Below are 26743 nucleotides of genomic sequence, written 5' to 3' on the forward strand. Positions count from 1 at the left end.
AAGTGGAATGATGGGTGGAAGATGGAAAACCAAGAAACTCAAACTTACCTGGACAATTTTGCTCGTCGCAGTTCCTCAACCTTTTCCTCGAAAAGCTCCAACACTTCGACCACTGCACACTCAGCCATGTTAAGGAGAGCCGGATCAACATTGACCACCTGCTTGCATGCGAGTTGCCGCCACTCAACTATCCGCGCCCGACGAATACCGAATATTTCGCTCGTAGGTGCTTTTGTCTCAAGGAAGGTCTCCCAGTCCTTATCCAGTTTCTCCTTCTCATTGCAGGTGGCACAGGAAAGAACAAAGTTGTCCAAAGCGTTGCCTCCCTTCGATACCAAATGATCATAGTGCGCCTGCTTCCTGCCGGGAGTCAGCTCTAAATCACAATAGGCACAGCGGGAGTCAAAATGGTCCCAAATTTGCTGAAGCGCTTGAATGGAAGGTGGCGGATCAACGATCGCAGTCAAAGCCCTTCTGACGAAGTTCTTTGCCTGTGACGGTGTAATTTTTGCGGGCATGACGATACAATTGTAGTTTTACCAGTGTGGAACAAGACATATGACCCGATGTCATCGTCGTCGCCGCACCCGCGTGCTACATCTCTCGTGCCTGAGGTTGTGCCGGAACATCTTCACAGCGTGATTTCCGTGCCGATGCCCCGATCCGTGAAGCACTCCAGCACCAGGGAGTGCGGGATGCGTCCGTCGATCATGTGCACCTTGCCCACGCCGCCGTGCAGGGAGTCCAGGGCGCTGTCCACCTTCGGAATCATGCCGCCGGAGATGATGCCTTCCTTCTTGAGCTGGGCGATGGAGGCTTCGTCCAGCGTGGGGATGAGCGTGGCGTTGTCCTTGGGATCACGCATCACGCCGAGCACATCGCTGAGGAAGATGAGCTTGGTGGCCTTGAGCTTCTTCGCCAGCGCGCAGGCGGCGATGTCGGCATTCACATTGAGCGTGTTTCGGGTGCCGATTTCACGGGCGACCGGAGAGACCACCGGCACCACTTCACCCGCCACGGCGAGGTCGATGACTTCTGTGTTGCACTCGGTGACTTCACCCACGAAGCCGAGATCCACGGACTGACCGGTGGAGGGATCCTTGCCAAGCATCCGCTTGCCGGAGAAGACAGTCGTGCCGGGAAGTCCGATAGAGCGGCCACCCAGAGCCTTGATGCGCTCCACGAGATCCGGATTGATGACGCGAGCCAGCGTTTCTTCCACGATGCTGATCGTAGCTTCATCAGTGACACGCAGGCCGCCGATGAACTTGGCTTCCAGGCCCGAGTCCTTCATCGCCTTGTTGATGGCCTTGCCACCGCCATGCACCAGCACAGGATTGATGCCCACCGCTTCGAGGAAGACGATGTCGCGCAGGAGGCTGTCCACCAGGGACTGCTCTTCCATGGCGCTGCCACCCACCTTGATGAGGAAGGTCTGGCCGCGGAAGCTCTGCATGTAGGGCAGAGCTTCCAGCAGGACGGCGGCTTTGCTGATCTGGTCGTTCAGGCTCATGAGAATGGAGGAAGGGGAAGCACTAAGGAACGCTGGAGTGCGCTCACAACGAAAAAAACGTCACGGAAGGCTGGGTTGATAGTCTAGGGTGGATAGTTGATAGCCTGAGGATCAAAGCGAGGGAGCAACGCGGAGGCGTGGAAATAAGGCCATAAAAGGCTTCTGGAGAAGCCTTCTACATTACGAAAGCTTCTCCTTGAACTGCCAAACCGGCTGGGACTGACGTTTACGCCAGTCCGGTCTGTCGCTTCGAGTGCACCGCAGCGGAGTATTCGCTGCTGTTGAAGTCCACGTACTCTTCGCTGAGGTCCGTGGTGAAGACGTTGTAACAGGCGTCGCCGAGATTCAGATCAATGGTGACGGTGAAGTTCGCCTTGGCCGTGACCTTCTCCAGTTCCTTCACGGGAATGGAGGTGGAGAGACCGCCCTTGGCCGCGCAGAGGCCGCCGAAGTAGATATCCACGAGTTCCTCACGCACACGGGCATTCGCATAGCCCACGGCGTGGATGATGCGGCCCCAGTTGGGGTCGCCCCCGTGGAAGGAGCACTTTACCAGCATGGACTTCGCCACCGTCTCCGCCACGCTCTTGGCATCCTGATGAGTTTTGGCGCCGTGCACCCGGATTTCCACAAACTTCGTCACCCGCTCGCCGTCGCGCACGATCATCTTGGCGAGATTCATCATCACGTGCTTCAGCGCCGCGCGGAAGATTTCCGTGCAGGGTGACTTGCTCTTGATGAGCGGCACTTCGCTGGCGCCGTTTGCCATGACGATCACCGTGTCATTCGTGCTGGTGTCGCCGTCGATGGTGATGCGGTTGAAGGTTTCCTGCACTGCCGCTTGGGTCGCCTTCTTCAGCTCTCCGGGCTGGATCTTGGCGTCCGTGGTGATGAAGGCCAGCATGGTGGCCATGTTCGGGCAGATCATGCCCGCGCCCTTGGCGATGCCGCCCACGCGGAAAGTTGCACCCTCGCACTCCACCTCGACCGCGAAGGTCTTCGGCTTCGTGTCGCTGGTCATGATGGCATGCATGGCATCCTCCGAGCCCGCGGGGCCGGATTTCAGGGACTGCACCAGCTCCTCAATGCGCGGGGTGATGCGCTGGATGGGCATGGGCATGCCGATGATGCCGGTGGAGCAGACGAGCACCTGGCGCATCTTCACGCCGAGCTTGTCCGCCGCCGCCTTCGTCATGGCCTTGGCATCCGCGATGCCCTGGGGTCCGGTGCAGGCATTGGCGTTGCCGCTGTTCGCGATGATGGCTCGGACATCTCCCACCTTCACGTGCTGCTGGGAGACACGCACGCAGGCAGCCTTTACCTTGTTGGTGGTGAAGCAGGCCTCTGTGTGCGTGGGCAGATCGGAGGCGATGAGCGTGAGATCCAAACGGGTGGCGTTGGGATTCTTGATGCCACAGGAGATCGCGCCCGCACGGAAACCCTTCGCGGCGGTCACGCCGCCGGCGACTTGCTTGAATGGAAACTCTACGGCGGAAGGGGGATCCTTGCTCATGACTGCTGCTGGAGTGCTGTGGGAAAGCACTTAGACGACCATGAGCCCCGTATCTTCGGGGAAAGCATGGATGAGATTGAAATTTTGCACGGCCTGGCCGGAGGCGCCCTTCACCAGGTTGTCCTCCGCGCTCATGAGGATGAGGCGGCCCGCGCGCTCGTCGAACGCCCAGCCCACATCGATGAAATTCGTCCCGGTGATGTTCTTCGTATCCGGGCACTGGTTCCTGCCCAGCAGCCGCACGAAGGGCCTGCCGGTATAAGCGGAAGCGTAGGCGGCTCCCACGTCGTCGATGGTGGCGCCTTCCCGCAATCCGGCAAAGATGGTGGTGTGGATGCCCTGATTCACCGGGATGAGGTGCGGCACGAAGGTGAAGCGCACCTTCCGTCCCGCGGCGAGATCCAGCTCCTGGCCGATTTCGCTCAGGTGCCGGTGCTTCGGCACGCTGTAGGCGCGCACGCTCTCATTGCACTCGCAGAAGAGGAAGGAAACGCTCTCCTTGCGACCGGCGCCGCTCACCCCGCTCATGCTGGACACAGCGATGGGTGACTCGTCCAGCAGCCCCGCCTTCAGCAGCGGCAGCAGAGGCACCAGCACGCTCGTGGGGTAGCAACCCGGGCAGGCGATGAGACGCGCCTTTTTGATTTCATCCTCCCGCCACTCGGGCAGGGCATACACCGCCTCCCCCAACAGAGCTGGCGAGGGATGCGCGTGATCATAATATTCCGCGTAGACGCTGGCATCCCTGAGACGGAAGTCCGCGCTGAGGTCGATGACCTTCAGCCCGGCATCCAAGAGAGGCGTGGCAAACTCGTGGGCCACGCCATGGGGCAGCGCCAGGAAAGCCACCGTGGCGCCAAGCGCCTTGATGGCGGCGACGTCGGGCGCGATGAATTTCAAGGCCTCCGCCTGCGGGAATCCACGAAATCTCGGGAACTCCGAAACCAGCGGCTTGCCAGCCAGCGCGCGTGACGTCACGGCCACGATCTCCGCGTGCGGGTGCAGCAGGAGAAGACGCAGCAGCTCTCTGCCTGAGTAGCCACTGGCGCCAATCACTGCGACTTTCACTTGGGAGGACATGATTTGGGAGGGGGCGGAGTATGTGATCAAGTAGGGCAGAAGCAAGGCGATTCACACTTGTTCACCAAGAAAGTTGTTCACATGCATTAGTGGTTACGCCCGTCTGACACAGACGGGTTTCGTGAAACAATTCATCTTGAGCCCCCAGCGCCCCCTTTCCCGTTTTTCATGAGAAAGATGCATCAGGGACTTGCAATCACGCGGGCATGATCCAGACTGCCCGTCCTGCCAACAACTGGATCGCGGGCTGTAGTTCAGCCTGGTAGAACGCTTGCATGGGGTGCAAGAGGTCGTGAGTTCGAATCTCGCCAGCCCGACCAGTGGACAGGAACAGGAGGGAAAGTCCCCTCCTCCACCGCAGGGCAACCGCAGCCCATTGACGGACCGCCTCCCTTTCGGCTAACTAGCTGAAGAATGCATTCCCTTAGGCAGCCACCGCCACTCTTCAGCCCGGCCTCCGCATGAAGCAGCTCTTTCGCATGGCAGCACTGGGATGCATGGTCCTCTTGGTGGTGATGCTGGCCAAGCTCGATCCCGGCGCCGTGGTGCCGGACAAGCGGGACCAGTCGCTGAAGCGCTGGATGAAGGCCCACATCACGGATCCCAAGGTCGAGATGATGGGCTTCAGCGAATCAAGAATGCTGTGGGACCGTACCTTCCAAGTGGGTTGGATTCGCGGGAAAAATGCGCACGGCGTGACCGTGATGACCAACTATGTCTTCGAGGTGACGACTGGTCAGGTGCAGGAGATCGTGGACGGATGGTCGTCGCGGGATTTCATCGCCCTGAAACAGCTCGAGCTTCAAAGGATGAGCCCCAATCTGCAGGGACAGAAAGCCGGAGAGTTACAGCGTTTCTGCAATGAGATGGGCATCCCCATCGAACGCGAGACCTGAGCGGCAGCCTCCCGGGAAGCGAGCTTGACTACGGATGGAGAAATCAGGGATGATGCGGCGGCATGAACAATATCGCTCGCTTTGGCATCGGTTTCATGAGCCTGATCATGCTCACCTTTGGCCTGGTGATGTACTTTGGCTTGTCGGGTAACTCGAAGACCACCATCCCAGAGGGACAAACTCAGGAGCAGGTGCAGACGTGGATGAACAAGAACCTGGCCAAGGAGCATGAGGTCGTGCGGCTGGGCAAGGAATGCATCTTTGAAGGTGAGGAAAGGCGGTACCGGGTGGTGGACCTCCGCGCCAAGGACAAGGCCAGCACCGACCCTGCTGCGGTGGAACCCTACGTGGTGCAATCCAAGCCCAATGGGGTGGTCGTGTACCACTGGACATTGAATGAGTTCATCTCCGAGAAAATGAACGCGGCAAAAACAGAATCCACACCTGAGCGGACCGCGTGGTACGAGAAACGCTGGCTGACACTACTGAAGGAAATGGGGGTGGATGAGCAGGTCATCTCGGCGGCAAGCAAACCTGCGGCTCCTGCCGCCGCCAGCAAATAGGGCCATCGCATTTGGCACACCACGACAGCGCGCACCAGGCTGTTCTTGAGGTCGGGTGCCAGGGACCGAGTGGAAAGTGGACAGGGCTCAGCTGTCAAATCCTATGCCCTCGCAGATTCGGTCTACGTATTCGATGCGCCATGCGCGATAGTCCCTCCCACCTTCGAGGCCGATCAACATGCGACGGGTTTGCTTGTGGATGTAGAAGCTGATTTCGCCAATCGTCAGTCCGTCGATTTCTGCGGCGTAGAAGCCGCCGTACATGGCGAACCTTGCCTTGTCTCTTTCCTTTCCCGCCGCAATGGAGGCGACCAGATACTCAGGATCCGTAAGCACCTCGCGAGCGTAGGCCACTACCGCATCCGTGGGCTTTCTCAGACGATCATAATCCAGGCTGAACTTTAGGCCACGGTACTCTCCATGCCAGCTTTCGCTTTCTTCTGACCAGTTCGTGATGCCAAGCACCTCGTCGGTGTAAATGTTGTCAGGATCTTCACCTTTCTTGAAAGCGTCGAACAGGTTGGAGAAGAAGCCCATGGCATGACTCTACCCACGGGCTGAAGCGGGATCAAGACGCGTGCCACATCCCCGGGCACCGGAGTGTTCCTTGAGGTAGTGCCATGAGTGGCTGTCTGCTGTAAATCTCCCCCCTTCCTTTCATCCGGGGATTTTGATGGTATGCTGGAGATTCGCTCTTTCCTTCACACGGGAAGAGCGGTCTCAAACGTATCCCACTGAAAGAAAGCCCGATGTTCGACATTCGCGAAAAACCCAATCTTGTTGAGAGCGCCCTGCTCGTCAGCGCCTGCTTTCGCCGTGAGGATCTCGCAGAGGCACGCGAATTGTTGGATGAACTCAAGGATCTGGTCAGCACCTTGAGCATCGGCATTGCGGATACCATCACAGTGCATGTGCGGGACATGAGTCCCCGCTACCTCACCGGTACGGGCAAGGCGAAGGAACTCATGGACCACGCCAAGGCACTGGGATGCGATGCCATCATCTTCGACAACGAACTGTCGCCGGGGCAGCAACGTGCCTGGGAGGCAGACTCGGGGCTGTGCGTCATCGACCGGCACGAGGTCATCCTGGATATTTTCAATCTGCGGGCACGCACGCGTGAGGCGCGCCTTCAGGTGGCCCTGGCTCGCATGGAGTACTCCATGTCCCGCCTCACCCGCATGTGGGCGCACCTTGACCGCCAGCGCGGTGCAGGTGGCGCCGGCGGCGGTGGTGGTGGCGCAGGAGGTGGCGGCGGCGCAGCGCGTGGTGAAGGTGAACTCCAGCTCGAAATTGACCGGCGACTCGCGAACAAACGCGTGGAGAAACTCCGGGCAGAGCTCCTGGAGGTGCGCAAACAACGCGACACGCAGCGAAAGGAACGAAGCCGCGTACCCCTGCCCCATGGCGCGATCGTAGGCTACACGAACGCCGGCAAGTCCTCCCTGCTGAACGCGCTGACGCAAAGCGATGTGCTCGCCGAGGACAAACTCTTTGCCACGCTCGATACCACGACACGGCGCATGGAGATGCCCGACGGCCAGCAAATCCTGCTGACCGACACGGTGGGCTTCGTGCGCAAGCTGCCCCACGATCTCGTGCAGAGCTTCCGAGCTACCCTGGAAGAAGCGAACCTTGCCGACTTCCTCATCCATGTGGTGGATGCCACGCATGAGAGCGCGGAGAAATTCATGGAAACTACCGTGGAGGTGCTTGGGGAAATCGGCGCCGGCGGCAAGAAGACCATCCTTGCCTTCAACAAGATTGACCTCGTCACCGATCCTGAGCGTCTACAGGAACTGCAGCACCGGCATCCCGATGCGGTGATGATTTCCGTGAAGACAGGAGCGGGCATGGAGGATCTGCTGCATCGCGTCCACGAAATGGTCTTTGACCGCGTGGTGCGGCTCGATTTGCGTCTGCCGATGAACCGGCTGGATCTCCTCGCGCTAGCGCATCAGGAGGGCAAGGTGTTGCACGAAGACTACGAGGCGGATGCAGCCGTGGTCCAGTGTGTGGTGCCCAAGCGCCTGGTTTCGAGATTCACGCCATTCGCGGTGTAGTCGAGACAACGCAGAACTCGCGCGACTGCCTTCATCGCAGGGGCCGTCCCAGCCGATTTTTTAAAAAAAGCCGACTGCTGGCTTTGTTATTTTAAAAATCTTAAATTCTCATTGAACTTAATTAAAATTCTGCTAAAAGCTACATAGGCATTAACAAACTCAACCCCTTGGACTGCCATGTTGCGTCACCTTTTCCTCCATCGGGTCCGCAGCCGAGCGCATCAACTTTTTGCGTTTCTCTTCCCTAAGGGATTCGATGGCGAGGTCTTCATTTGCGGCGGCGCCTTCAAGCCGCTCCTACGCAAGGGACTGGCCATGCACGATCTTGACCTCTGGGTCCGCGATCGCAAACAACGGGCAAATCTCTGCCAAGCCCTGTTGGATCGCGGAGCGGTGCTGCTGCAGGACTTCCATCCCTACTGCCTAAAATTCCGTCTGGAAGGGCAGATCATTGAAATCACCTATCACAACGTGAAGGACGGTGCCCTGGTCGACGTCCTGAACACATTCGACGTCGCGCTCTGCGCCATGGGAGCAAGATTTCAGCGCGGACGCCTCGCTGAGGTGCACGTCACCGACGAGTGCTGGCAATCCATCCGCGCCAAGGAGGTGCGCCTGCTAGACTCGTATTTCTGTTTCATCGGTTTGGAGAGGCCCGCCAGCCTGCTGCGCTCACTGCACCGCATGGGACAGAAGGCGGCCGAACTCGGCTACCAGGTGAACAGCGATCACGAACATCGCCTCTGGGAGATCTACTGGAAGGAGTATACCGAAGAGGAACGCCGCACGGCCATGGATCTGTACTTCGACACCATGGTAGCCTACAAGGGCCAGCACGATGAACGCATCGTGCACCGTGCTTCCGTTTCTTATGTGCCCATTCCAAAGGCGCAGGGAGATGCCATGCCTCTTCCCATAGCGCCTCGAGGATTGAGGGTGCAGCCGGCGTAGCGGCTGCCGTGGGAGAAGGGATACGGACCTTCGGCTTCGCCCAAGCTGAGTCAAATGGCTATTGCGGGCTGCTGTTGCGATCCTATCATCGCGCCTCTAGCGACTAACAATTCCATGAAACAAATCGGCGGCTACATGTTTTTCTTTGGCGCAGGGTCCATCATCCTGAGCTTTATGCAGATGGAATTCATCCTGCTCAGCTGGATCAGCCTCTGGGGCGAACAGGTGGCATGGATCATCCGCATTGCCCTCATCGTGGTGGGCGGCTTCCTCTGGCTGACGGGGAAGAAGATGGAAGACCAGGATCAGGCCCCGCAGCAATAGCGTTGGGGCCGCTGATTCAATTGCCACTACGGCTTCATCAGCCACGCGAAGAGATCGCGCAGGTCTGCATCGCTCAATCCCGCCATCAGACCTTCCGGCATGAGGGAGATGGGTGAGGCTTCCAAGCTCTCCACATCTTCCGCACGCGCGGTGTGGCGCTGCCCGGCGATGTCGCGCAGGGAGATGCCAGCGGCGTCCTGCTTGTCGAGGATGCCCATGAGCACCTGGCCACCTTTGATCTTCGCCACGTAGGCACCGAAGCCCTCGCGAATCTCCATGCTGGGAGCGATGGTGGCCGCGAGCCAGAACTCGGGATTCGTACGCTCATAGCCGGTGAGATCCGGGCCCACCTTGCCGCCTTCACCAAAGAGGGTGTGGCAGATGGCGCAGCGTTGGGTGAAGAGCAGTTTCCCCTTCTCTGGATCGCCCGCAGCACCGCCGTGGATAGCCTTCTTGATGCGCTCCATCTCCGCCTGCTTCTGGGCGTCGCTCAACAGGGTGTTTTTCTGGGGCCAGTGCTTCTCGATGCGGGTCGCGAGTTCCTTGTCTCCGTAAGAGAGCATCTGGCGCACGATATCCGGAGCGACCTGCTCAGACTTGATGTGCCACTGGTCCACTTCATTGAGGAAATAACTCACCCACTCCTTGCGGCTGGCCAGCATACGGTGTGCGGCGTCGCGCAGCGCAGCGTCACCGGCATAGCGGGCCTCATATCCCTTCAGCACGGCTTCAGCGAGACGCTTCTCTTCGAAGCGCGCGGCGACGGGCAGCACGGCCTTCTTCAGGCCCACATCTCCCGCACCGGACAGCACCTTCAGGAACGCAGGCACGGCCTCTTTTGAGCCCGACTCGGCAAGCGCCACCACCAGTGCGGCGCGCTTGGCGGAAGGCGCCTTGGGATCTGCCACAATGTCGGCCGCCTTCTTCGCGGCCTCCGCATTGCCCGTCTTCACCGCAAGCGCCAGATCCGAATCAAGACGGCTCTTGATGAAAGCAGCGAGTGGCGTGGCGAGAGCCTCCGGCAGCTCGGGGATCTTTCCTCCTTCGAATGCCGCAGCGATGCCCTCGATGACCAGCGCCTGATCATCCGGGCGCTTTGCCAGGGCAAGCAGTTTCGCGCAAGCATCGTAGTTCTCCTTGCCACCGGCCATGGCCCAGCGCTTCGTCAGCATCTGGATGCCGTGGCTGCGCGCGAGTTTCATGTCCCAGGCGGCAGGCTCGGAAAAAAGTGTGAGCAAGGCATCGCGATCGCTCTCTGCCTTGTCCTCAATCGCCCACCAAAGGATGAGCGGGATGCGCTGGTCCGCGGCATCGGCATCACGCCCCATCATGACCCGCACGATGGGAAGCGAAGATTCGGCCGGCAGGCGCTTCGCGCTGCACAGGATCTGCGTGCGCACTTCGGGATGCTCCTCCCGCGCGGAGAGTTCCTTGAGCGAAGCCACCAACTGCGTGCTGGCAATGCCGGCATCACCCACGCACTTCACCACCCAGCGGCGCACATAGGGATCGGGGTGCTTCAGGAGATCGATGGCGAGTTCATCCGTGAATCCGCCGAGCATGTGCAGCGCCTGCAGGGCATCAATGGCATGCGGATTCTTCTCCGAGCGCGCCAGTTTTTCCAGCTCGGGCAGTGCGCTCTTTTGATCACGCCATGCAAGCTCCAGCGCTGCCTGACGACGCCACCATTTGGCGGAATGATCCAACAGCTTGATGAGCTCTGTGGTGGGAGACTTCTGAAGATCGAAGGGCTTCAAGGCCACCTTCTTGCCATCGGGACGCACGCGGTAGATGCGGCCATCCTTCTTGCTCCAGTCGTCCACGGGACGCACGTGACTGAGACGCGTATCATACCAGTCCGCCAGCCACACGCAACCATCGGGCCCAACCTTCGCATCCACCGGGCGGAACCACCGGTCCGTGCTCGTGAGCAGCGGCGCGTCGTCTTCCACGCGGAAGGTGCTCGTATCCGCGATGCGGCGGCTCACATAGCACATGTTCTGCAGCGAGTTCCCCGCGACAATACGACCACCCAGCGTATCCGCCATGAGATCGCCGTCGTAGATGCAGAAGGTCTGGGAGAAGCGCTTGCCATCGCTCTTCGTCACCATGTGGTCGAAATAACCAAAGCTGTAGGGATTGAGCGCAGGGCCGTGCTTGCCGAAATTTTTCGAGCCACTCATGCCCTGGTCATAGTGCATGCCACGTTGCGAGCCGTTGGTGCCGCTGAAGACGCGTCCCTGGGCATCGATCTCTGTGCTGAAGGTATTGCCACCGCCCTCGCCGTAGATTTCGAACACCTTCGTCTTCGGATGATAGCGCCAGATGTGCTGGCCTTCGAACTTCACGTTCTTCGAAACCTTGCTGGAGACGTTTCCCTTCGTGGTGCTGCCGTTGGCGCCATAGATCCAGCCATCCGGGCCGAACTGAATGCTGTTCGCCACGGCGTGGGTGTCTTCGAGACCAAATCCTTTCAGGGCCACTTCTGGATCGGCATCAGGCACATCGTCATCATTCGCATCAGGATAGAAGAGCAGGTACGGCGGGTTCATCACCCAGATGCCGCCGGCGCCCTTGATGGCGGCCGTGGCGATGTTCAGTCCTTCGATCACCGTCTTGTGGCTGTCGAGCGTGCCGTCACCATCGGTATCCTCGAGCACCACAATCTTGTCCGCGCCCTTTTCGCCCTTCGGCGGAGGCTCGGGCACCTTGTCGAAGACAGCGCGCAGGTGCTGGTCGTACTTCAGAATCTTCAGTCCGGCAGGGAACTGGTACTGGCGATAGAGCGTAACCCAAAGCCTGCCGCGTGAATCCCAGGACATGTAGAGCGGCTGCTCCACCACCGGCTCGGAGGCCATGAGATCGATGTCGAAACCGGGGCGCATGTTGAAGGCCTGCAGCGCTTCCTTGGGGGACTTGGGCGGCGTGTCGTCGCGCAGCGTGCCGCGTCCCTGGAACTCCTGCATGATCTTCTTCACTTCATCATTACCCGCAGGCGCAGCCTCCTCGGCAGACAGGGTGGCAGTAAGGCAGAGCAGTGCCAGGGTGGAAGAAACGAAACGGAGCATGGTGCGGGTACGGTGGGAGGCGTCGGATTGTTACGCAGCGAGTCATAGACGGGTACGCGGGGACTCTCCGGGGTTCACCCCCGTAGGTGACCGGTGGTGATACGAAAATGCGGGGCACCCTTAAGTACCGCGTCAGGTGGGCTCAAGGGCATCGATTTGTTCTCAACGCACAGCCGTCACTCCCTGGTCACACGATGAACCGTTGACCGAACGCGGCCAGCTCACAGCCATCACCCAGGCAAGCCCTGCATCGCGAACAGATCCATTCCCTGCCCTTGTCCCATTCTTGCATGACTGACGCATCGAGTCCCTCCCCTGTCCGGATGCGTCACTGGTGGGCGTGGTTGATCATTGTTTTGCCAGCCATCGTGCTCCTCGTGCAGATGGTACCGCTACTGGTGCCCATGCCCTGCCTGGACTCCTGGTCCTATGTCCAGCAGTACCGGGAGCTCATGGAGGACAGGTTCAGCTGGGAACGATTCTTCGCGCCGAACTACGTGCACCCTTCCGCCGTGGGCAAGACCATCTACTTCGCCGTGCTGCACTATCTGGATGGCAATGTGGCGGTGCTGCCCGTGCTGAGCTGGGTGTTGTCCGCAGTGATTGCACTGTGCGTCTATCGCCTGGCACGTCCGCTCTGGAAGGGCGGGTGGTTCCCCGCGGCCCTGGTGCTGACCTGTGCCACACTGATTATCTTCAACGCGGCGCAGGGTGAAGTGTGGTTGTGGGATTTCATGTACCAGAACTTTATCCCAGGCGTGTGTCTCTCCGTGGGGATGTGGCTGCTGCTCACCCGGCCGCTCTCCGCCTGGCGCCTGCTGGTGGCATCCCTGCTGAGCATCATCGCGATCCATTCCTTTGGCACCGGTTACTTCGTTCCGCTCATCCTAAGCCTCGTCATCTGGCATGGCATGCAGGGGCGAAGCCGCTGCCAGAAGACGCTCTTCATCATCGCCTGGCTGCTGGTGCACGGGGTGGTCGCTTACTTTGCGCTCTCAGCGCCCGGAGGTTCGGAGCGCGGACCCGATGCCGAAGAGGGATTGTCCTCGCTCTTTGGACGCCCCCTCATGCGGACGCATTTTGTTCTCATCGTGCTGGGAGGCACGCTGGGGAAGGGGACCGTCTTTGAGCCTGAAACCTTGGCCGCCGTGCTGGGCGGTATTCTCCTAGCGGTGTTCCTCGCCTGCGTGGTGTTTGCATGGCGGCATCGCAGGGATCGTGAAATGACCGCCGCAGCGCTGCCGTGGATTGGATTTGCGTTGTACGGACTGGGCTCCGCCGTGCTCATCAGCCTGGGTCGTATGCACAACTCGGTGGATAACGCCCTCGACGAGCGCTTCGGAACATTCAGCATTTTCTTCGTCTTCGGCACGTTGCTCCTCGCTGCCACGGTGCTCCAGGAGATGGCCAGCTCCGGTTCCTCATGGTTTCCCTACGCGCGGCGCGCCGCCTCTCCGGCATTCGCAGTGCTGGCAGTCACGCTGTTTATCAACTGGGGCGTGGGGATCCACCTGATGCGGCTGAAGCACAGCCGCATGGATCAGGAACGTGCGCTGCTCACCTTTGCACGTGTGATGTCCCTGGAAAACAACGAGTGGATGGAGTCACGCATCACCCGCAAGTCTTCGTTCGCCCTCTCCTCCTTCCTGGCAGATCGCGGCAGACTACACGGCGTGGAGTTCGCGCCAGACCGCACGCTGGGCTCGTTCAAGATGGGCAAGAAGCTGGGGAGCAAATGGGCCCGGTTCGACCCGCCGGTGGACACGCGTGATGGCAAGTGGAAGCTCACAGGACTCGGTGGCCTGTCCGTGGAGAATGTGGCGGATCTGATTCTCATCACCGCCCAAGGTACCGACGGTCCTGAGGAAGTGGTGGCCCTCGCCGCCACGCTGATGCCCGCAACGTTTTATGAACGGCAGAAGGAAGTGCGCACCAATCCCGAGTTCTATGTGGGCTGGTCACGCACACTGGATGACTCCTCACTGCCCAACGGCGTGGTCACGCTGCGCGCCTATGTGTTCGACCAGGACAAGCGTGTGGTGCACCCCATCGAAGGCGTGCACCGGCTGCGCGACGATCAGGCCGGCGCTTCCATCGGAGCGTATCGCCAGGTTGGAAGCGACGGCAGCAAGCCCTTGTGATGGCTCACCCCTAATCCAAAAACCGCGCCCGCAGCTCCGGTGTGGGGATCATGCAAGTATCCTTCTTCCCGAACCAGCGATAGCGGTTCCTGGCGATGAACTTGTAGATCGGATCCCGCACGAATCGTGGCAGGACGATGGCGCCATAGAAGAGCGGCCATGCTCCGGCCAAATGGCGCGCGACTCGCAAGGCGGCAGTGCTTTCACGGAAGGCCCTGCCATTTTCCACCAGAACGAAACTGTCGAGCCGAGTCGGATCCAGCCGGTGTTCCAACATCAACGCTTGCCCAGTGGGTGACTGCAGCGAAGCAAACCGGAACAAACCTCGCGGATCCCGCTCAATAATGAAACGCACCGCCCAGGCGCAGAGATTGCAGACGCCGTCGAAGAGGATGATGGGTGGGGTGGAATTCAAAGGTCTCCGTTCACCATGGATACGCCCAGCGCAGCGCTTTCATAGGTGATTTCTGAAGGCAGTTTCCAAGCTTGTTCCGCCCCCTTGCGGCGGAACAAGATCCACTCACGAAAGTCACCACCTGTAAGACAGCGAAAGACGCACGGTGCGGCCAGCACTCTCGTAGTAACCGATCCCGTCGCTGCTGTAGCTGGTTTCATCCGCGACGTTGTCCACATTGAGCGCCACGGTCCAGGGGCCGCGCACATACTGGGCGACCAGGTCCACGGCGATGAGTTCGTCGTTCTTGGCCGTGTTGCTGGTGTCCTGATAGTTCGAGCCGGTGTAGCGAATGCCGCTGCCGAGAGTCAGGCCCTTCAGCGCTCCATCGGTGAAGGAATACGTCACCCAACCGGAGGCCGCTTTTTCTGGAGTTTGTCCAGGCGTCTTGCCTTCGTCACCATCGTTGCTCTTGGTGATCTCAATATCCATCAAGGTCAGGCTGCCGAGCACGGTGATCTGTTCCGTCAGCCCCACATTTCCTTCCAGCTCGATTCCCTTGGAAGTCCATTCCCCATTCGCTTTCTGGTACGCCTGATTTCTGGGGTCAGTGGTGAGAACGTTGTCCTGCGTGAGGTGGAACGCGGAAAGAGTAACCCCGCCGCGGAAGTCCTTCGGCGCATACTTGAGACCCACTTCGTACTGGGTGCTTTCCGTGGGATCGAAGGCTGTGCCTTGCGCATCCACACCGGAATTGGGAAAGAAGGAGGTGGAGAAGCTGGCATACGGAGCCAGGCCATTGTCCAGCAGATAGACCGTGCCAAGGCGGTAGCTGAATGCCTTGTCATCCTGTTCATCCTTGTACCCACCCCCTGTATGTTCCTCCGTCTCGGTGGTCGCCCAGTCATGGCGGATACTTCCGACAACCACCAGGTGGTCGCCAATCTTCACGTGATCCTGCGCGTAGATACCCAACTGCTCCACGGTCTGATCGAGCCTCGAGACAAGGATATCCGGCTCCGAGAACGGAGGATTAAACACGGGATTGATCAAGTCCAGGGTCGGCGCCGGACCATCGAATTCACGGGACTCCGCGGTGGCGTAGCCGTAGTCGAGCCCTGCCAGCAAGGTGTGCTTGATGGAACCACTTTGAATCCGCCACTCGACCTGGTTGTCGATGGTCCAAGCCCGGCTTGCCACCTTGTAGTCTGCCGCGATCATATCCAGCTCCGTGGCTGAAATTAGATCGTTGATGTAGAAGTAACGTGATGCGGAATCGTAGTGGGAGTAACGCGCATTCTGGCGGAAGGTGACCTGCTCACCCAGCTTTTGTTCGAACTGGTATCCTACACGCCAGATCTCGCTCAGCTCGCTGTCCCAGCGCAGATTGTTCGTCTTCACAAAACCCTGCGGTCCCTTGAAATACTCGGGGACCTGGGCGCTCTCCCACCGCTGATAACTGCTGAGCACCGTCAATGTGGTGTCCTCCGTGGGTTTCCACGTCACGGCCGGGGCCACAAAGATGCGCTCACTGTTTACTTCATTGCCATTGGGATCTTCCTCGGTGTTTCGGTACAGACTCGTGAGCCGGTAGGAAAGCGTGTCTTCACCAAGCAGAACATTTCCAAAATCGAGGGTGCCTTCGTAAGACTCTCCAGTTCCCACCTCCACGCCGACCTGGCCAAATCGGGTGTCCACGGGCTTCTTGCTGACATTGTTGATCAAACCACCGGGTGTCGATTGCCCAAACAGCACGGAACTCGGACCTCTCAGCAATTCGATGCGCTCAAGCCCGAAAGTCTCCACCACTTCATAGTTGTAGAGCCGCATGCCATCCAGATACTGGCTGTTGAAGCTGTCGAACCCACGGATGTTAATCCATTCATAGCCTCGTGGATCAAAGCCATAGGTATCTGTGGTGATGCCAGCGCTGTAGCGGAGGGCTTCGGCCGTTTGCTTGTTGTTACGGAGGTCCATCATGCCCCGGGGGATCACGGAAATGGATTGTGGGGTCTCCAGCAGAGAAGCGCTGCCCTTCAGCCCGGCGGTGAAAATATCCTCGGTCAGATCCACGGTGGTCGGTCTGTCGGCAACTACCGTGACGGGGTCCAAGACTACATTTGTTCCCTGTGGGGAAGCTTCCTGTGCTCGCACCCCCGAGAGAGGCGCGAGGCAGACAAGGCTGAAGATGTACGGGATGCCCCTAGCGGCCTTGGAGTGATGTTTGAAAGTCCGTCGCAACATTATTAAGATTGGGTTTCAGTCTCAATACATGAGTGCATTTCAGGATCAAGAGACTGGCAACGTCAGGTTAGGTCGCGCAAGGCCGGGCGAAACGTGAAGCTGCGGACATGCGATTCCGGCTCCTCGATGAAACTCAAGGCTGGCTGAAAATGTCCCAGAACCCAGGTTCCAATTGATGATTTTTGATTCGATGAGGACGCCCGCCAAATCATCAATCACCAATCAGAAAATCATCAATAACAGGGCTCAGTGTCCGTTCGTGAAGACCGCCTCTTCCAGCTTCACCTTGAGCGCATCGAGCATCGCCTTGTCCGTCACCTTTTTGCCCGCCTTGTCCTGCACGTAGATGGAGTCGAGCGCGACCCCCTTCTCCGTATTGATTCGAGCGTGGCAGATGTTCAAGCCTGCCTGTCCGATGTGGCGGAAGACATCATAAAGCAAGCCGATGCGGTCCAGCGCCTGCAGTTCAATGACGGTGTAGTCGGGGCTGATGAGGTGATTGAAATGCACGCGCTGCGGCACCTCCGCAGCCATTTCCTCCAACCCCTTGAAGGGTCTGCGCACTTCCGCGATGGCACCGCTGAAGTCGAAGGTGTGCGTTTCAAAGGCCTCCTCAATGCTGGACTTGATGCGGGCCTTGGTGCGGTCGTTGCTGACGGGTGTGAAGTCCGTGCGGCAAACGCGGAAGATGTCCAGCACTGTGTCATCTTGCCGCTGGTAAAGGTCCGCGGCGAGAATGGTGATGCCCTGCGCGGCGAGCGCACCGGCCACACGCGCGAGCAGCAGGTGCCGGTCCCAGGAGACCACGATCAATTCGCTGCAACCCTGCTCGGGATGATCGATCCAGAACAGCTCCGGCAGCAGGCTGTCTCCCGGCTTGCCCGTCACCAGTTTCTCAAAGAACTGCCGGTACACCTGGAGGTGCTGCACAATGGTGTCCGCGCTGCGGAAATTGAAATAGCTGCGCGGCATCTTCTCGAAGTGCGCGGCGATTTCCAGATCGTAGGTGGAGTCGAGCTTGCGATGCACCTCGCCCTGCAGTTCCTGAAGAGGCGCGCTGACGCTCCGCACGTAGTCGGAAGGGTCGTCGAGATAGCGGATGGTGCTGTGATACAAGTGCAGCAGCAGGCTCTCCTTCCACGAATTCCAGCTCTTGTCACTGGTGCCACGGGAGTCCGCATGCGTCATGACCAGCAGGGTATCGAGCTGCTGCTTGTTCCGCACAATCGCCGCGAACTCTCCGATGACCTTGGGGTCATCCAGATTCTTCGTGGTCGCGGTGCGGTAGAGCGTGAGGTGATGATCGATGAGGAACATCAGCAGCCTGCGGCGTGAACCCTTGATCTGCAGACGGCGGCACACGCGGTCGGCCAGCAGGGCGCTCGCATCGGAGTGCGTCTCGGTGTTTTCCGCACGACCAGAGTCATGAAGGATCAGCGCGAGATACAGGATGAAGGGATCCTGCACCTCATGGAAAAGCCGCTGGAAGAACTCCATGCCCGGTTTCGGCGTGCCGGCGAGTTCATCCAGCTTGTCGATGGTGCGCAGTGTGTGTTCATCCGCGGGATAGCGATGGAAAAACTCATGCTGCACCAGATTCGTCAGCGCGCCGAACTCAGGCAGGTAGCGGCCGAGAAAGCCCACCCGGTGCATCTGGCGGAGCACACGGGCCACATCCCCCTTCTGGCTGAGAATAGCCTCAAAGCTTTCGCGCACGGCCTTGTTGTACCGGAAGACGCGATTGATGAGCGCCCAGTTCTTTTGCACCAGCTGGAAAAGCTCGGGGCTCAGGCGCAGATGGCGTTGCTGCGTATGCACAAAGAGGCGCATGAGCCGCGGCGGATCCTCCTTGAAGATGTCATCTTCCTGTGGGTGGATGCGTTCATCCCGGCTGATGAAGCCATCGAAGCGCTCGACGGGCTTCTCCGTGCGGCGCAGTAGACGGGCGACGAGGCTGGGTTTCTCCTCCGCGAGTGCCTGAAGGTGGAAGCGATCCATCAGTTCATTGCCGCGGTGAAGCAGGCAGCCGCTGTGGGTGTAGTAGTCGCGCATGAAGTACTCGATGCGCTGCAGGATCTTCTTCTGCGGGTACTCCAGATTCGTGGCCACCACGCCCTGGAGCCGCAGGGTGAGGAGATCGCTCTCGCGACCTTCGATGTAGTGCAGCTCATTACGCACGCGCAGGATGAAGTCATACGCGCGCTCCATGTCACGCACGGCATTGAGCGGAAAGACACCCAGCTTCACCAGGTCACGCAGGTTGGTGGTGCGGTGCTTCGCGTAGGACATCCACAGGGCATTGTGATAGTCACGCAGGCCACCGCAGCCGTTCTTCACATTCGGCTCCTGCACCGAGGGCGTGCCCTCATACTTGGCATGACGCGCGAGCAGATCCTGCTGCCGGAGCAGGAGGAACTGCGTCTCCTTCCCGTCCATACACTCCTTGTCATAGCGGCGTTTGAGCTCTTCGAAGGGCTCTTCATTTCCCGCGACGAGACGCGCCTCAATGAGCGCCGTCTTCACATCATTCTTCTCATTGGCCAGCGACAGGGTGTCTCCCACGGTGCGGGTGGACTTGTCCCCCACGAGCAGACGCAGGTCGAACATCGTGGTGATGTACGCCGTGATGAATGGGGCCACACCCGGCGGGATCTTGGCCCCATTCCCACTGAGCAGGAAGAGCAGGTCCACATCGCTTTGGGGATTCATGTGGCGGCGTCCATAGCCGCCGGTGGCCACGAGGCTGATCTTCAGGTTCCGTGCGTCCGTGGCGTCCTCCCGGAGCAGGATCTCGTTCCACAGGTGCTTCAGCAGAACGTCGATGAAGTCCGAGCGCATCTCGCAGATCTCCACACCGCCGCCACCCGCCTTGTGCATCATGCGGATACGGGCTTCCTCAATCTTGCGGAAACGCTTGAAAGTCCGGAGGATCTCCGAGGGAGAACGGGGTTTGCCAGTGGTGTTGGCCAGCGCTTCGCGCGCGCGGGTGGAGAGTTTCTTGACGAGCTGGGCCATGTACCGGGTAAACGAACGAGGAAGACTGCTGGCGGGCGGCGGAGCCAGAAGCGACCCGCTAAAAGGTCACCACTGCCTGCACCGGGCCAAAAGGTTCCAACTTGCCACGACCGTGGAGAAAAGCCAGTTCGATGAAAAAGACCGAACCCAAGACATTGGCGCCCGTCTGCTGCAGCAGAGTCAGCGCCGCCCCGGCGGTGCCACCTGTGGCCAGAAGGTCGTCTGCAAGTATCACATTTTCATTGGGTTGCAAAGCATCCTCATGCAACTCCAAACAGGCGGACCCGTACTCGAGCGCGTATTCCACACCCCGGGTGCGCCAGGGGAGTTTCCCCTTCTTCCGGGCGGGGACGAAGCCGCAGCCGAGCCGGGCGGCCAGGGGGGCGCCGAAGATGAACCCACGGGCATCGATGCCCACAATCTTGTCCACCCGCTGGCCCTCAAAGGCCTCCGCCATGGCGTCCAAGGCCAGATTCAGCAGTTCGCCGTCCGCCAGCACGGGGGTGATGTCCTTGAAAAGGACCCCTGGCTGGGGGAAATCGGGCACATCACGGATGGCATCTCGCAGACGTTGAAGGGAAGAAGGTGACATGGGGCGCTATGGTGCATGAGCGAAGTGCGCTGGCAAGCACGTAAGCATTTGTGTGGACCGGTAAATCCAGTCTGTCGGGGTGGGAAAATCCCCGAGGGACTGGCAGCCCGGCTCACCTTGTGCCAGATTGTCCGTCCCCCATGGAACCCGCCCGCCTCTATCTGCTCCTCTCCACGATCGCCTTCGTGGCGGGGCTCGTGCATGCGATTGTGGCCATCCGGGCCGGGCAGTGGCGGGAGAGCCGGTGGCACATCGTGCCCATGGCGGTCGGATTCATCTTCCAGACGCTCTTCCTCTATGAGCGGGTGAAGGTGCACGGGCACTGTCCGCGGACAAACCTGCTGGAGATCTATATCTTCATCGGGTGGTCGCTGGTGCTGCTCTATTTCCTAGTGGGCACGGCGTACCGGCTGTCGCTGCTGGGTGTCTTCACTGCGCCTCTGCTGGCGGCGCTGCAGACCTTTGTGCTACTATCTCCCATGCCGCCACCCTCGGCGAAGGTGCTGGCGTCCAAGGTGAACCCCTGGCTGGAAATGCATGCCTCCCTGGCGCTGATGTCCTACGCGGCCTTCGCCCTGGCGTGTGTGACGGGGGTGATGTTCCTCATGCAGGACTACCTGCTGAAGCAGCACCGGATTCATGCCCTCTTCCACCAGCTTCCTCCCATCCAGAAGCTCTCCAAGGCGGTCGTGCGCATGGTGGCCCTCGGCGTGGCCTTGCTGAGTGTGGCCATGGTGTTCACGTTCAAGATTGTCGACCCCATTCCCGCCTCGAAGCTCTATGTGGGCTGGGGCATCCTGGCCTTTTACGCGGTGATCCTCCTGCTCATGTGGTTTCACACGCTCGGCTCGCGCCACACGGCCTGGCTGGCAGTCCTCGGATTTGCCGCGCCGGTACTCTCCCTCTGGGTCGTGACCTCCTCCCGCGCCTAGCTCCACCAGCCTTAGTCTCAGTTTCAGTCTCGCCCGCTCCCCCACCCGCATCCATGCTTCTCTGCCTCGGCCTGAATCATCGCACGACTCCCATTGAGTTGCGCGAACGGCTGGCCTTTGCCGAGAGCAAACAGCCGGAGGCCGCCCTGCAAATCCAGGGGCTCAAGGGCTTTGAGGAAAGCGTGGTGCTCTCCACGTGCAATCGCGTGGAGCTCTTCGCCTCGTGCGAGCATGCCGACGGTGAACAGGCGCTGGACGTCCTCTTTGACTATCTCGTCGCCCACTTCGGACTCACGCAGCCGCAGCGCGAGGCGCTGAGTTGCTACCGGCTCTCCCAAGCGGACGCGGCAAGGCACCTCTTCCGCGTGGTGAGCGGACTGGACTCCATGGTGCTGGGTGAGACGGAAATCTTCGGTCAGGTGAAGGGCGCCTACGACACGGCGCTGAAGACCGGCACCACGGGCCGCATGCTGAACAAGCTCTTCCAGCGCGCCTTCAGCGTGGGCAAGCAGGTGCGCAATGAGACGAACATCCAGCGCGGCTCCACCTCCGTGGGCAGCGTGGCCGTGGATGTGGCGGCAAAGATTTTCGGCAGTCTCAAGGATTGCCGCGTGCTCCTCATCGGCGCCGGTGAGATGAGTCGCACCTGCGCACAGAGCCTGCTCTCGCGTGGGGCGAAGAGCATCATCATCTCCAACCGCTCCCACGAGCGCGCGGTGGAACTCGCGAAGGAAATGAAGGGTGAAGCCCTGCGCTTCGAAAACTGGGAACGCGCCGTGCATGATGTGGACATCATCATCAGCAGCACCAGCGCGCCGCACTTCGTGGTGACCCCGGAACTGGTGGGCCCTACCATGCGCCGCCGCCACGGACGCCCGCTCTTCATCATCGACATCGCGGTGCCGCGTGACGTGGATCCCCTCGTCCATGACATTGAGGACGTGTACCTCTACAACGTGGACCAGATGAAGGGCATCGCGGATGAAGGTCGTCGTGACCGCGAGCGTGCCCTGGTGCAGTGCGAGGAAATCATCGAAGAGCAGTTGCGGAAGTTCGGGTATCACGAAGATTCGCCCCCCCTCCCGGTGGTCGTCACCAAACTGCCGTCCCCGCCTTTGAATCTCGAAACCCCGTCTCTGGAACCTTGAACGAAAAAGCGCTCATCCTCGGCACGCGTGGCAGTGAACTCGCCCTCTGCCAGGCAGACATGGTCACTGCAGCCCTGAACCGGGCTCACCCGACGCTCAAGATTGAGCGCCGCATCATCGCTACCTCCGGCGACAAGCGGCCGGATCTGCGATTCAGCGAGTTCAACGAGGTCGCCCATGTGGACAAGGGTATCTTCATCAAAGAACTGGAGATGGCGCTCGAGTCGGGTGAGATCGACTTCGCCGTGCACAGCCTGAAGGACGTGCCCAGCGACCTCGCGAAGGGATTTGCCATCACCGCCGTGCTGCCACGTGCGAATACGGAAGACGTGCTGCTGACTCGCGATGGCTATACCCTGGACACTCTCCCTGCCGGGGCCAAGATCGGCACGAGCAGCGTGCGACGCCAGCGCATGATCAAATGGCGACGCCCCGACGTGGTGACGGAGGAGATTCGTGGCAACGTCCCCACGCGTGTGCGGAAGCTTTTCGCCCCCTCTTCGCAGCTCGATGGCATCCTGCTCGCCCGCGCTGGCCTGGAACGCCTGGGTCTGTTGAAAGGTGACGCGGTGCAACTGGATGGCCAGACCATTCCTGCCACGATTCTCGGCGGCGATGACTTCCTTCCCGCAGCGGGACAAGGCGCGATCGGCATCGAGATTCGCGCGAACGATGAAGCCACGCATGCAGTGCTGCAGGCCATCAATGAACCGGTGACCTTTGCCAGCGTGCTCGCAGAGCGTGAATTCCTGCGTCTGCTCGGTGCCGGCTGCCAAACTCCTGTAGGTGCACGGACTTTTGTGAATGGCAACGAACTGCGTATGCGCGTGCTCGTCTTCTCCGAAGAAAATGCCGAGGCCGCACCCGTGGACCTGGAGGCTGTTGGCTCAACTACGGATCCACTCGCCCTCGCGACCGAACTGGCGAGCAAGGTGCAGAAACACTGAGCAGCCCTGGGAGCGCTGGCCTCCGGCCGGCGTATTCGCGTACCACTCGCGCGACGCTCTCCTTATCACTTCCGCCTTCCCGCGCTGCTCCACGGCCAGTCCTCCGCCTTCTTCACCAGACCCGCCTTCACCGGGTTTTCCTCAATGTAGCGCACCACCTTGGCGTAGTGCTCCTCATCGCGAATGTACCGGTCATGGTACTCACGCTGCCAGAAGCGGCCCCGGCGCCGTACGAGCTTGTTTGCCTCCTTCGAAGTGAAGCTCTTCAGAGACTGCAACACGCCGGCCAGAGGCCAGCGCTCCCAGGGCTCGAGCACGAAATGTACGTGATTGGGCATGACACACCACGAGAGGAGACGGTAGCGGTCTTCATCGAAATACTGGAGAGCATCTTGCACCATGGTCGCGACACGCGGCTGCCTAAGCCAGCACTCTCCATGGCCAGCGTCGAGGTAGGCATCGATGCGCTTGCGGCATTCCAAATCTCCCTCGCCCGGAGGTAAATTCGCCAGCTCCAGCCGCCAGCGATCGAGGAGCACCTTGGGCATGGCATCTCCCAGGCGGATGGTCAGGGATTGGACCTGTCCTGCCTTGTCAAAATGCGGGAGATATCCCCGTGAGTACCAGCCTTCACCATCTGGCAAAGGTCGACGTTCACGACTGAAACGCGTCGTCATGCGATTTTTTCCATGAGAGTAGCTACGATCGATTTCCTTGCAAGATTTCACCCTGAGAGGAAGGCCACCGTTCCGTACTTGCGGGGCGTATTTTCGTGAGTGATGGAGTAGATTCCCGTTCCAAGCCAATTCCTCGCATGCCTTCCTCATCCTCCAAATCCTCGAAACGCGGCATCTGCTACCTCGTAGGCGCGGGCCCGGGCGATCCCGGACTGCTCACGCTGCGCGGCAAGGAGTGCATCGAACTCGCGGATGTGGTGGTGTATGACTACCTGAGCAATGCCGACTTCCTCCGCTTTGCGAAGCCGGATGCGGAGAAGATCTATGTGGGCAAGAAGTCCAAGGATCACACGCTCTCCCAGGAAGGCATCAACAAGCTCATCGTGGAGAAAGCGCTCGCAGGCAAGGTGGTCACGCGCTTGAAGGGCGGCGACCCCGTGTTGTTCGGCCGCGGCGCGGAAGAAGCACAGGAACTCTCAGACGCCGGTGTGGCCTTTGAAATCGTGCCGGGCGTGACCTCCGCAATCGCAGGTCCGGCGTATGCAGGCATCCCCGTGACGCATCGCTCGCATTGCTCGCAGGTCACCATCTTCACCGGCCACGAGGATCCCACCAAGCCGGAGAGCTCACTCGACTACGCGAAGATTGCCCAAGCTGACGGCACCAAGGTCATGCTCATGGGAGTGGAGCGCATCGGTGATATCGCGGCCAAGTTGATCGAACACGGCGCGAAGCCGGCCACGCCGGTGGCTCTGACGCGCTGGGCTACGACCGGCAGGCAGCAAACCATCGAAGGCACGCTCGCGACGATTGCCCAGGTGATCATCGACACAGGTTTCAAGGCACCCGCGGTATGTGTCATCGGCAGCGTGGTGCTGGAGCGCGACAAGCTGAACTGGTTTGAAAATCGCCCCCTCTTCGGCAAGCGCTTCGTGGTCACCCGCACGCGCACGCAAGCAGGCGGGCTGAGCAAGCAGCTCTCCGAACTCGGGGCGAACGTCATCGAGATCCCCACCATCCGTATTGAGCCGCCGGAGGATCTGAAAGCCTTTGCGCAACTCGTGATGGACTCGCACACCTATGACTGGCTGGTCTTCACCAGTCCGAACGGCGTGGAGAAGTTTTTCGATATTTTTTACAAACTCTACTCGGATGCCCGCAGCATCGGCGGAGTGAAGATTGCCGCCATCGGACCCGGCACGGCGGATAAGATCAAGCAGTACCACCTCGCGGTGGATCTGCTTCCCGAGAAATTCGTGGCGGAGGGTCTGGTGAAGGCCTTCAAGGAACAGGAGATCGAGAACCAGACGGTCCTGTGGGTGAAAGCCGAGCAGACCCGTGAGATCCTTGCCAATGAACTTACCGGCATGCGGGCCATCGTGGATGAAGCCATCGCCTATCGCACGGTGCCAGAGGATGCGAACCACGAAGCCATCGTGCGCTTCAAGGAAGAAGGCGCGGATGTCATCACTTTCACCAGTAGCTCCACGGTCGAGCATTTCCTCGATCTGGGATTAACGCTGCCGGAAGGGATCAAGATTGCCAGCATTGGCCCCATCACCTCCGAGACGCTCACCAAGCACGGACTGAAGATCGATATCGAAGCAGAAGAACATTCGATTCCAGGCCTCGTGCGCGCAATTCAGGATCATTATGCGCAGTAAGCGCGGGTCCTGAGCCAACAAAGTGCATGTGAAAGCGCTTCAAAGCGTGCCTGAAAGAGGCACGCTGGCGCGATTCTGAAAAAAGTGAGTCCAGATGTCCTGGGCACTCAGGCTGGTTCGTCATGCCTATGAACGACCGACTGAAACAAACCCTCACCTTTCAGAATCGCCGCCATGAATGCCCAGAACTTTACGCTTCCGAAAATTGTCTCGCGTGATGCATGGCTCACCGCACGCGAGGCATTGCTCGCCACGGAGAAGGAACTGACGAAACAGCGCGACAAGGTGAACGCTGCGCGCCGCACCCTGCCGATGGTGGAAATCGGCAAAGACTACACCTTCGAAGGACCGAAGGGGAAAGTGAAGCTGGCAGACCTCTTCGAAGGCCGCCATCAGCTCATCGTGTATCACTTCATGTTCGAGCCCGGCGATCCTCCGCCCGGCAAGACCGAGCCGTATACCGAAGGCTGCTCGGGATGCTCCTTCATGGCGGACAACATTGGTCATCTCTCCCACTTCCATGCGCGTGACACCACCATCACGCTGATCTCGCGCGCTCCGCTTTCGAAGATTGCTCCCTTCAAGAATCGCATGGGCTGGACCATTCCGTGGTACTCGTCCTTTGGCAGCGACTTCAACTATGACTTCCATGTCACGGCGGATCCCAAAGTGGCTCCTGTGGAATACAACTTCCAGGACGAAGCCACACTGAAGAAGAAGGAAGAGAACTACCACCTCGAAGGCGAACAGCCGGGTGTGAGCGTGTTCCTTCGCGATGACGAAGGCCGCATCTTCCACACCTACTCCACCTTTGGTCGAGGCATGGATCCGCTGGTGGGCACCTATCAATTCCTCGACCTCACGCCCTATGGACGCGGCGAAGGATGGGGCGGCATGCCGGACCTCGATGGCATTGGTTACTTCTGGGCGAAGCACCACGACAAGTATGGCGAAGAGGAAGAGACGAAAGAATCCTGCTGCGCCAGCCAAGCCGCCAAGAGTTGAGCCTGCCTCTCCA

General features: G+C 59.8%; 22 protein-coding genes and 1 tRNA gene. 12 read left to right on the forward strand and 11 right to left on the reverse strand.

Annotated elements, in window-relative coordinates; all coding sequences use genetic code 11:
* Positions 1–44 precede the first annotated feature (44 nt).
* The 4 genes from G5S37_RS24695 to argC all read right to left on the reverse strand — a co-directional run bounded on the left by G5S37_RS24695 (position 45) and on the right by argC (position 4106).
* Positions 45–518 carry an HNH endonuclease gene (locus tag G5S37_RS24695; RefSeq protein ID WP_165207597.1) on the reverse strand — a complete coding sequence of 158 codons (474 nt, stop codon included), beginning with the start codon at positions 516–518 and terminating at the stop codon, positions 45–47.
* 113 nt (positions 519–631) lie between these two features.
* Positions 632–1513, reverse strand: a complete 882-nt coding sequence (gene argB / locus G5S37_RS24700; protein ID WP_165207599.1) for an acetylglutamate kinase — start codon at positions 1511–1513, stop codon at positions 632–634.
* A 226-nt stretch (positions 1514–1739) separates the two neighbouring features.
* Complete coding sequence (gene argJ / locus G5S37_RS24705; protein ID WP_165207601.1) at positions 1740–3026, reverse strand: bifunctional glutamate N-acetyltransferase/amino-acid acetyltransferase ArgJ; 1287 nt, start codon at positions 3024–3026, stop codon at positions 1740–1742.
* A 30-nt stretch (positions 3027–3056) separates the two neighbouring features.
* Positions 3057–4106 (reverse strand): N-acetyl-gamma-glutamyl-phosphate reductase, encoded by a 1050-nt coding sequence (argC, locus tag G5S37_RS24710; protein WP_165207603.1) that lies wholly within the window; start codon positions 4104–4106, stop codon positions 3057–3059.
* A 243-nt stretch (positions 4107–4349) separates the two neighbouring features.
* Between argC and G5S37_RS24715 the strand changes: the two genes are divergently transcribed.
* From G5S37_RS24715 to G5S37_RS24725, 3 genes are all read left to right on the forward strand, one after another.
* Positions 4350–4426: transfer RNA gene (locus G5S37_RS24715), tRNA-Pro, on the forward strand.
* Between the two features lie 141 nt (positions 4427–4567).
* A complete protein-coding gene (locus tag G5S37_RS24720; RefSeq protein WP_165207605.1) occupies positions 4568–5002 on the forward strand; it encodes a hypothetical protein in 435 nt (144 codons plus the stop codon).
* 62 nt (positions 5003–5064) lie between these two features.
* Positions 5065–5565, forward strand: a complete 501-nt coding sequence (locus G5S37_RS24725; protein ID WP_165207607.1) for a hypothetical protein — start codon at positions 5065–5067, stop codon at positions 5563–5565.
* Positions 5566–5652: 87 nt separating this feature from the next.
* Here G5S37_RS24725 and G5S37_RS24730 read toward each other — a convergent pair whose 3' ends face one another.
* A complete protein-coding gene (locus G5S37_RS24730) occupies positions 5653–6102 on the reverse strand; it encodes a hypothetical protein (protein WP_165207609.1) in 450 nt (149 codons plus the stop codon).
* Between the two features lie 212 nt (positions 6103–6314).
* Between G5S37_RS24730 and hflX the strand changes: the two genes are divergently transcribed.
* The 3 genes from hflX (at position 6315) to G5S37_RS24745 (ending at position 8903) form a co-directional block, all read left to right on the forward strand.
* A complete protein-coding gene (hflX, locus tag G5S37_RS24735) occupies positions 6315–7628 on the forward strand; it encodes a GTPase HflX (RefSeq protein WP_165207620.1) in 1314 nt (437 codons plus the stop codon).
* A 315-nt stretch (positions 7629–7943) separates the two neighbouring features.
* Positions 7944–8579, forward strand: coding sequence for a hypothetical protein (locus G5S37_RS24740; RefSeq protein WP_165207622.1), 636 nt, complete (start codon positions 7944–7946; stop codon positions 8577–8579).
* A gap of 114 nt (positions 8580–8693) precedes the next feature.
* Positions 8694–8903, forward strand: a complete 210-nt coding sequence (locus tag G5S37_RS24745; RefSeq protein WP_165207624.1) for a hypothetical protein — start codon at positions 8694–8696, stop codon at positions 8901–8903.
* 26 nt (positions 8904–8929) lie between these two features.
* On the opposite strand, the gene G5S37_RS24750 is transcribed toward G5S37_RS24745, so the two are convergent.
* Positions 8930–11971: a PVC-type heme-binding CxxCH protein gene (locus G5S37_RS24750; RefSeq protein ID WP_165207626.1), complete on the reverse strand. Its 3042-nt coding sequence runs from the start codon at positions 11969–11971 to the stop codon at positions 8930–8932.
* A gap of 290 nt (positions 11972–12261) precedes the next feature.
* Between G5S37_RS24750 and G5S37_RS24755 the strand changes: the two genes are divergently transcribed.
* Positions 12262–14112, forward strand: a complete 1851-nt coding sequence (locus tag G5S37_RS24755; RefSeq protein ID WP_165207628.1) for a hypothetical protein — start codon at positions 12262–12264, stop codon at positions 14110–14112.
* Positions 14113–14122: 10 nt separating this feature from the next.
* Here G5S37_RS24755 and G5S37_RS24760 read toward each other — a convergent pair whose 3' ends face one another.
* The 4 genes from G5S37_RS24760 to G5S37_RS24775 all read right to left on the reverse strand — a co-directional run bounded on the left by G5S37_RS24760 (position 14123) and on the right by G5S37_RS24775 (position 20357).
* Positions 14123–14527, reverse strand: coding sequence for a thiol-disulfide oxidoreductase DCC family protein (locus tag G5S37_RS24760; RefSeq protein WP_240914707.1), 405 nt, complete (start codon positions 14525–14527; stop codon positions 14123–14125).
* Between the two features lie 114 nt (positions 14528–14641).
* Positions 14642–16618, reverse strand: a complete 1977-nt coding sequence (locus G5S37_RS24765; protein ID WP_165207630.1) for a TonB-dependent siderophore receptor — start codon at positions 16616–16618, stop codon at positions 14642–14644.
* A gap of 378 nt (positions 16619–16996) precedes the next feature.
* Entirely contained in the window at positions 16997–19765 is a 2769-nt protein-coding gene (gene glnD / locus G5S37_RS24770) for a [protein-PII] uridylyltransferase (protein WP_165207632.1), read from the reverse strand.
* A gap of 58 nt (positions 19766–19823) precedes the next feature.
* A complete protein-coding gene (locus tag G5S37_RS24775) occupies positions 19824–20357 on the reverse strand; it encodes an adenine phosphoribosyltransferase (protein WP_165207634.1) in 534 nt (177 codons plus the stop codon).
* 140 nt (positions 20358–20497) lie between these two features.
* Between G5S37_RS24775 and ccsA the strand changes: the two genes are divergently transcribed.
* Genes ccsA through hemC form a run of 3 tightly spaced genes read left to right on the forward strand, consistent with a single transcriptional unit; the run spans position 20498 to position 23384 of the window.
* The gene (ccsA, locus tag G5S37_RS24780) at positions 20498–21289 is read left to right on the forward strand and encodes a cytochrome c biogenesis protein CcsA (RefSeq protein WP_165207644.1); all 792 of its coding nucleotides are present in this window, start codon (positions 20498–20500) and stop codon (positions 21287–21289) included.
* 53 nt (positions 21290–21342) lie between these two features.
* Positions 21343–22437 (forward strand): glutamyl-tRNA reductase, encoded by a 1095-nt coding sequence (gene hemA, locus G5S37_RS24785; RefSeq protein WP_165207646.1) that lies wholly within the window; start codon positions 21343–21345, stop codon positions 22435–22437.
* Positions 22434–23384, forward strand: a complete 951-nt coding sequence (gene hemC / locus G5S37_RS24790; RefSeq protein WP_165207648.1) for a hydroxymethylbilane synthase — start codon at positions 22434–22436, stop codon at positions 23382–23384. Before hemA ends, hemC begins: the two co-directional genes overlap by 4 nt.
* A gap of 65 nt (positions 23385–23449) precedes the next feature.
* Here hemC and G5S37_RS24795 read toward each other — a convergent pair whose 3' ends face one another.
* A complete protein-coding gene (locus tag G5S37_RS24795; protein ID WP_165207650.1) occupies positions 23450–24061 on the reverse strand; it encodes a transposase in 612 nt (203 codons plus the stop codon).
* 137 nt (positions 24062–24198) lie between these two features.
* Here G5S37_RS24795 and cobA point away from each other — a divergent pair, with 137 nt between their 5' ends.
* The gene (gene cobA / locus G5S37_RS24800; protein ID WP_165207652.1) at positions 24199–25725 is read left to right on the forward strand and encodes a uroporphyrinogen-III C-methyltransferase; all 1527 of its coding nucleotides are present in this window, start codon (positions 24199–24201) and stop codon (positions 25723–25725) included.
* 174 nt (positions 25726–25899) lie between these two features.
* The gene (locus tag G5S37_RS24805; protein ID WP_165207654.1) at positions 25900–26730 is read left to right on the forward strand and encodes a DUF899 domain-containing protein; all 831 of its coding nucleotides are present in this window, start codon (positions 25900–25902) and stop codon (positions 26728–26730) included.
* The last annotated feature ends 13 nt before the right edge of the window (positions 26731–26743 follow it).

Source organism: Roseimicrobium sp. ORNL1 (assembly GCF_011044495.1).
In the GTDB taxonomy this organism is placed as follows: Bacteria; Verrucomicrobiota; Verrucomicrobiia; order Verrucomicrobiales; family Verrucomicrobiaceae; genus Roseimicrobium.

Coding starts and splice junctions, on each gene's coding strand:
- G5S37_RS24695 (WP_165207597.1), bottom strand. CDS start 518: ATGCCCGCAAAAATTACACCGTCACAGGCAAAGAACTTCGTCAGAAGG.
- argB (WP_165207599.1), bottom strand. CDS start 1,513: ATGAGCCTGAACGACCAGATCAGCAAAGCCGCCGTCCTGCTGGAAGCT.
- argJ (WP_165207601.1), bottom strand. CDS start 3,026: ATGAGCAAGGATCCCCCTTCCGCCGTAGAGTTTCCATTCAAGCAAGTC.
- argC (WP_165207603.1), bottom strand. CDS start 4,106: ATGTCCTCCCAAGTGAAAGTCGCAGTGATTGGCGCCAGTGGCTACTCA.
- G5S37_RS24720 (WP_165207605.1), top strand. CDS start 4,568: ATGAAGCAGCTCTTTCGCATGGCAGCACTGGGATGCATGGTCCTCTTG.
- G5S37_RS24725 (WP_165207607.1), top strand. CDS start 5,065: ATGAACAATATCGCTCGCTTTGGCATCGGTTTCATGAGCCTGATCATG.
- G5S37_RS24730 (WP_165207609.1), bottom strand. CDS start 6,102: ATGGGCTTCTTCTCCAACCTGTTCGACGCTTTCAAGAAAGGTGAAGAT.
- hflX (WP_165207620.1), top strand. CDS start 6,315: ATGTTCGACATTCGCGAAAAACCCAATCTTGTTGAGAGCGCCCTGCTC.
- G5S37_RS24740 (WP_165207622.1), top strand. CDS start 7,944: ATGCACGATCTTGACCTCTGGGTCCGCGATCGCAAACAACGGGCAAAT.
- G5S37_RS24745 (WP_165207624.1), top strand. CDS start 8,694: ATGAAACAAATCGGCGGCTACATGTTTTTCTTTGGCGCAGGGTCCATC.
- G5S37_RS24750 (WP_165207626.1), bottom strand. CDS start 11,971: ATGCTCCGTTTCGTTTCTTCCACCCTGGCACTGCTCTGCCTTACTGCC.
- G5S37_RS24755 (WP_165207628.1), top strand. CDS start 12,262: ATGACTGACGCATCGAGTCCCTCCCCTGTCCGGATGCGTCACTGGTGG.
- glnD (WP_165207632.1), bottom strand. CDS start 19,765: ATGGCCCAGCTCGTCAAGAAACTCTCCACCCGCGCGCGCGAAGCGCTG.
- G5S37_RS24775 (WP_165207634.1), bottom strand. CDS start 20,357: ATGTCACCTTCTTCCCTTCAACGTCTGCGAGATGCCATCCGTGATGTG.
- ccsA (WP_165207644.1), top strand. CDS start 20,498: ATGGAACCCGCCCGCCTCTATCTGCTCCTCTCCACGATCGCCTTCGTG.
- hemA (WP_165207646.1), top strand. CDS start 21,343: ATGCTTCTCTGCCTCGGCCTGAATCATCGCACGACTCCCATTGAGTTG.
- G5S37_RS24795 (WP_165207650.1), bottom strand. CDS start 24,061: ATGACGACGCGTTTCAGTCGTGAACGTCGACCTTTGCCAGATGGTGAA.
- cobA (WP_165207652.1), top strand. CDS start 24,199: ATGCCTTCCTCATCCTCCAAATCCTCGAAACGCGGCATCTGCTACCTC.
- G5S37_RS24805 (WP_165207654.1), top strand. CDS start 25,900: ATGAATGCCCAGAACTTTACGCTTCCGAAAATTGTCTCGCGTGATGCA.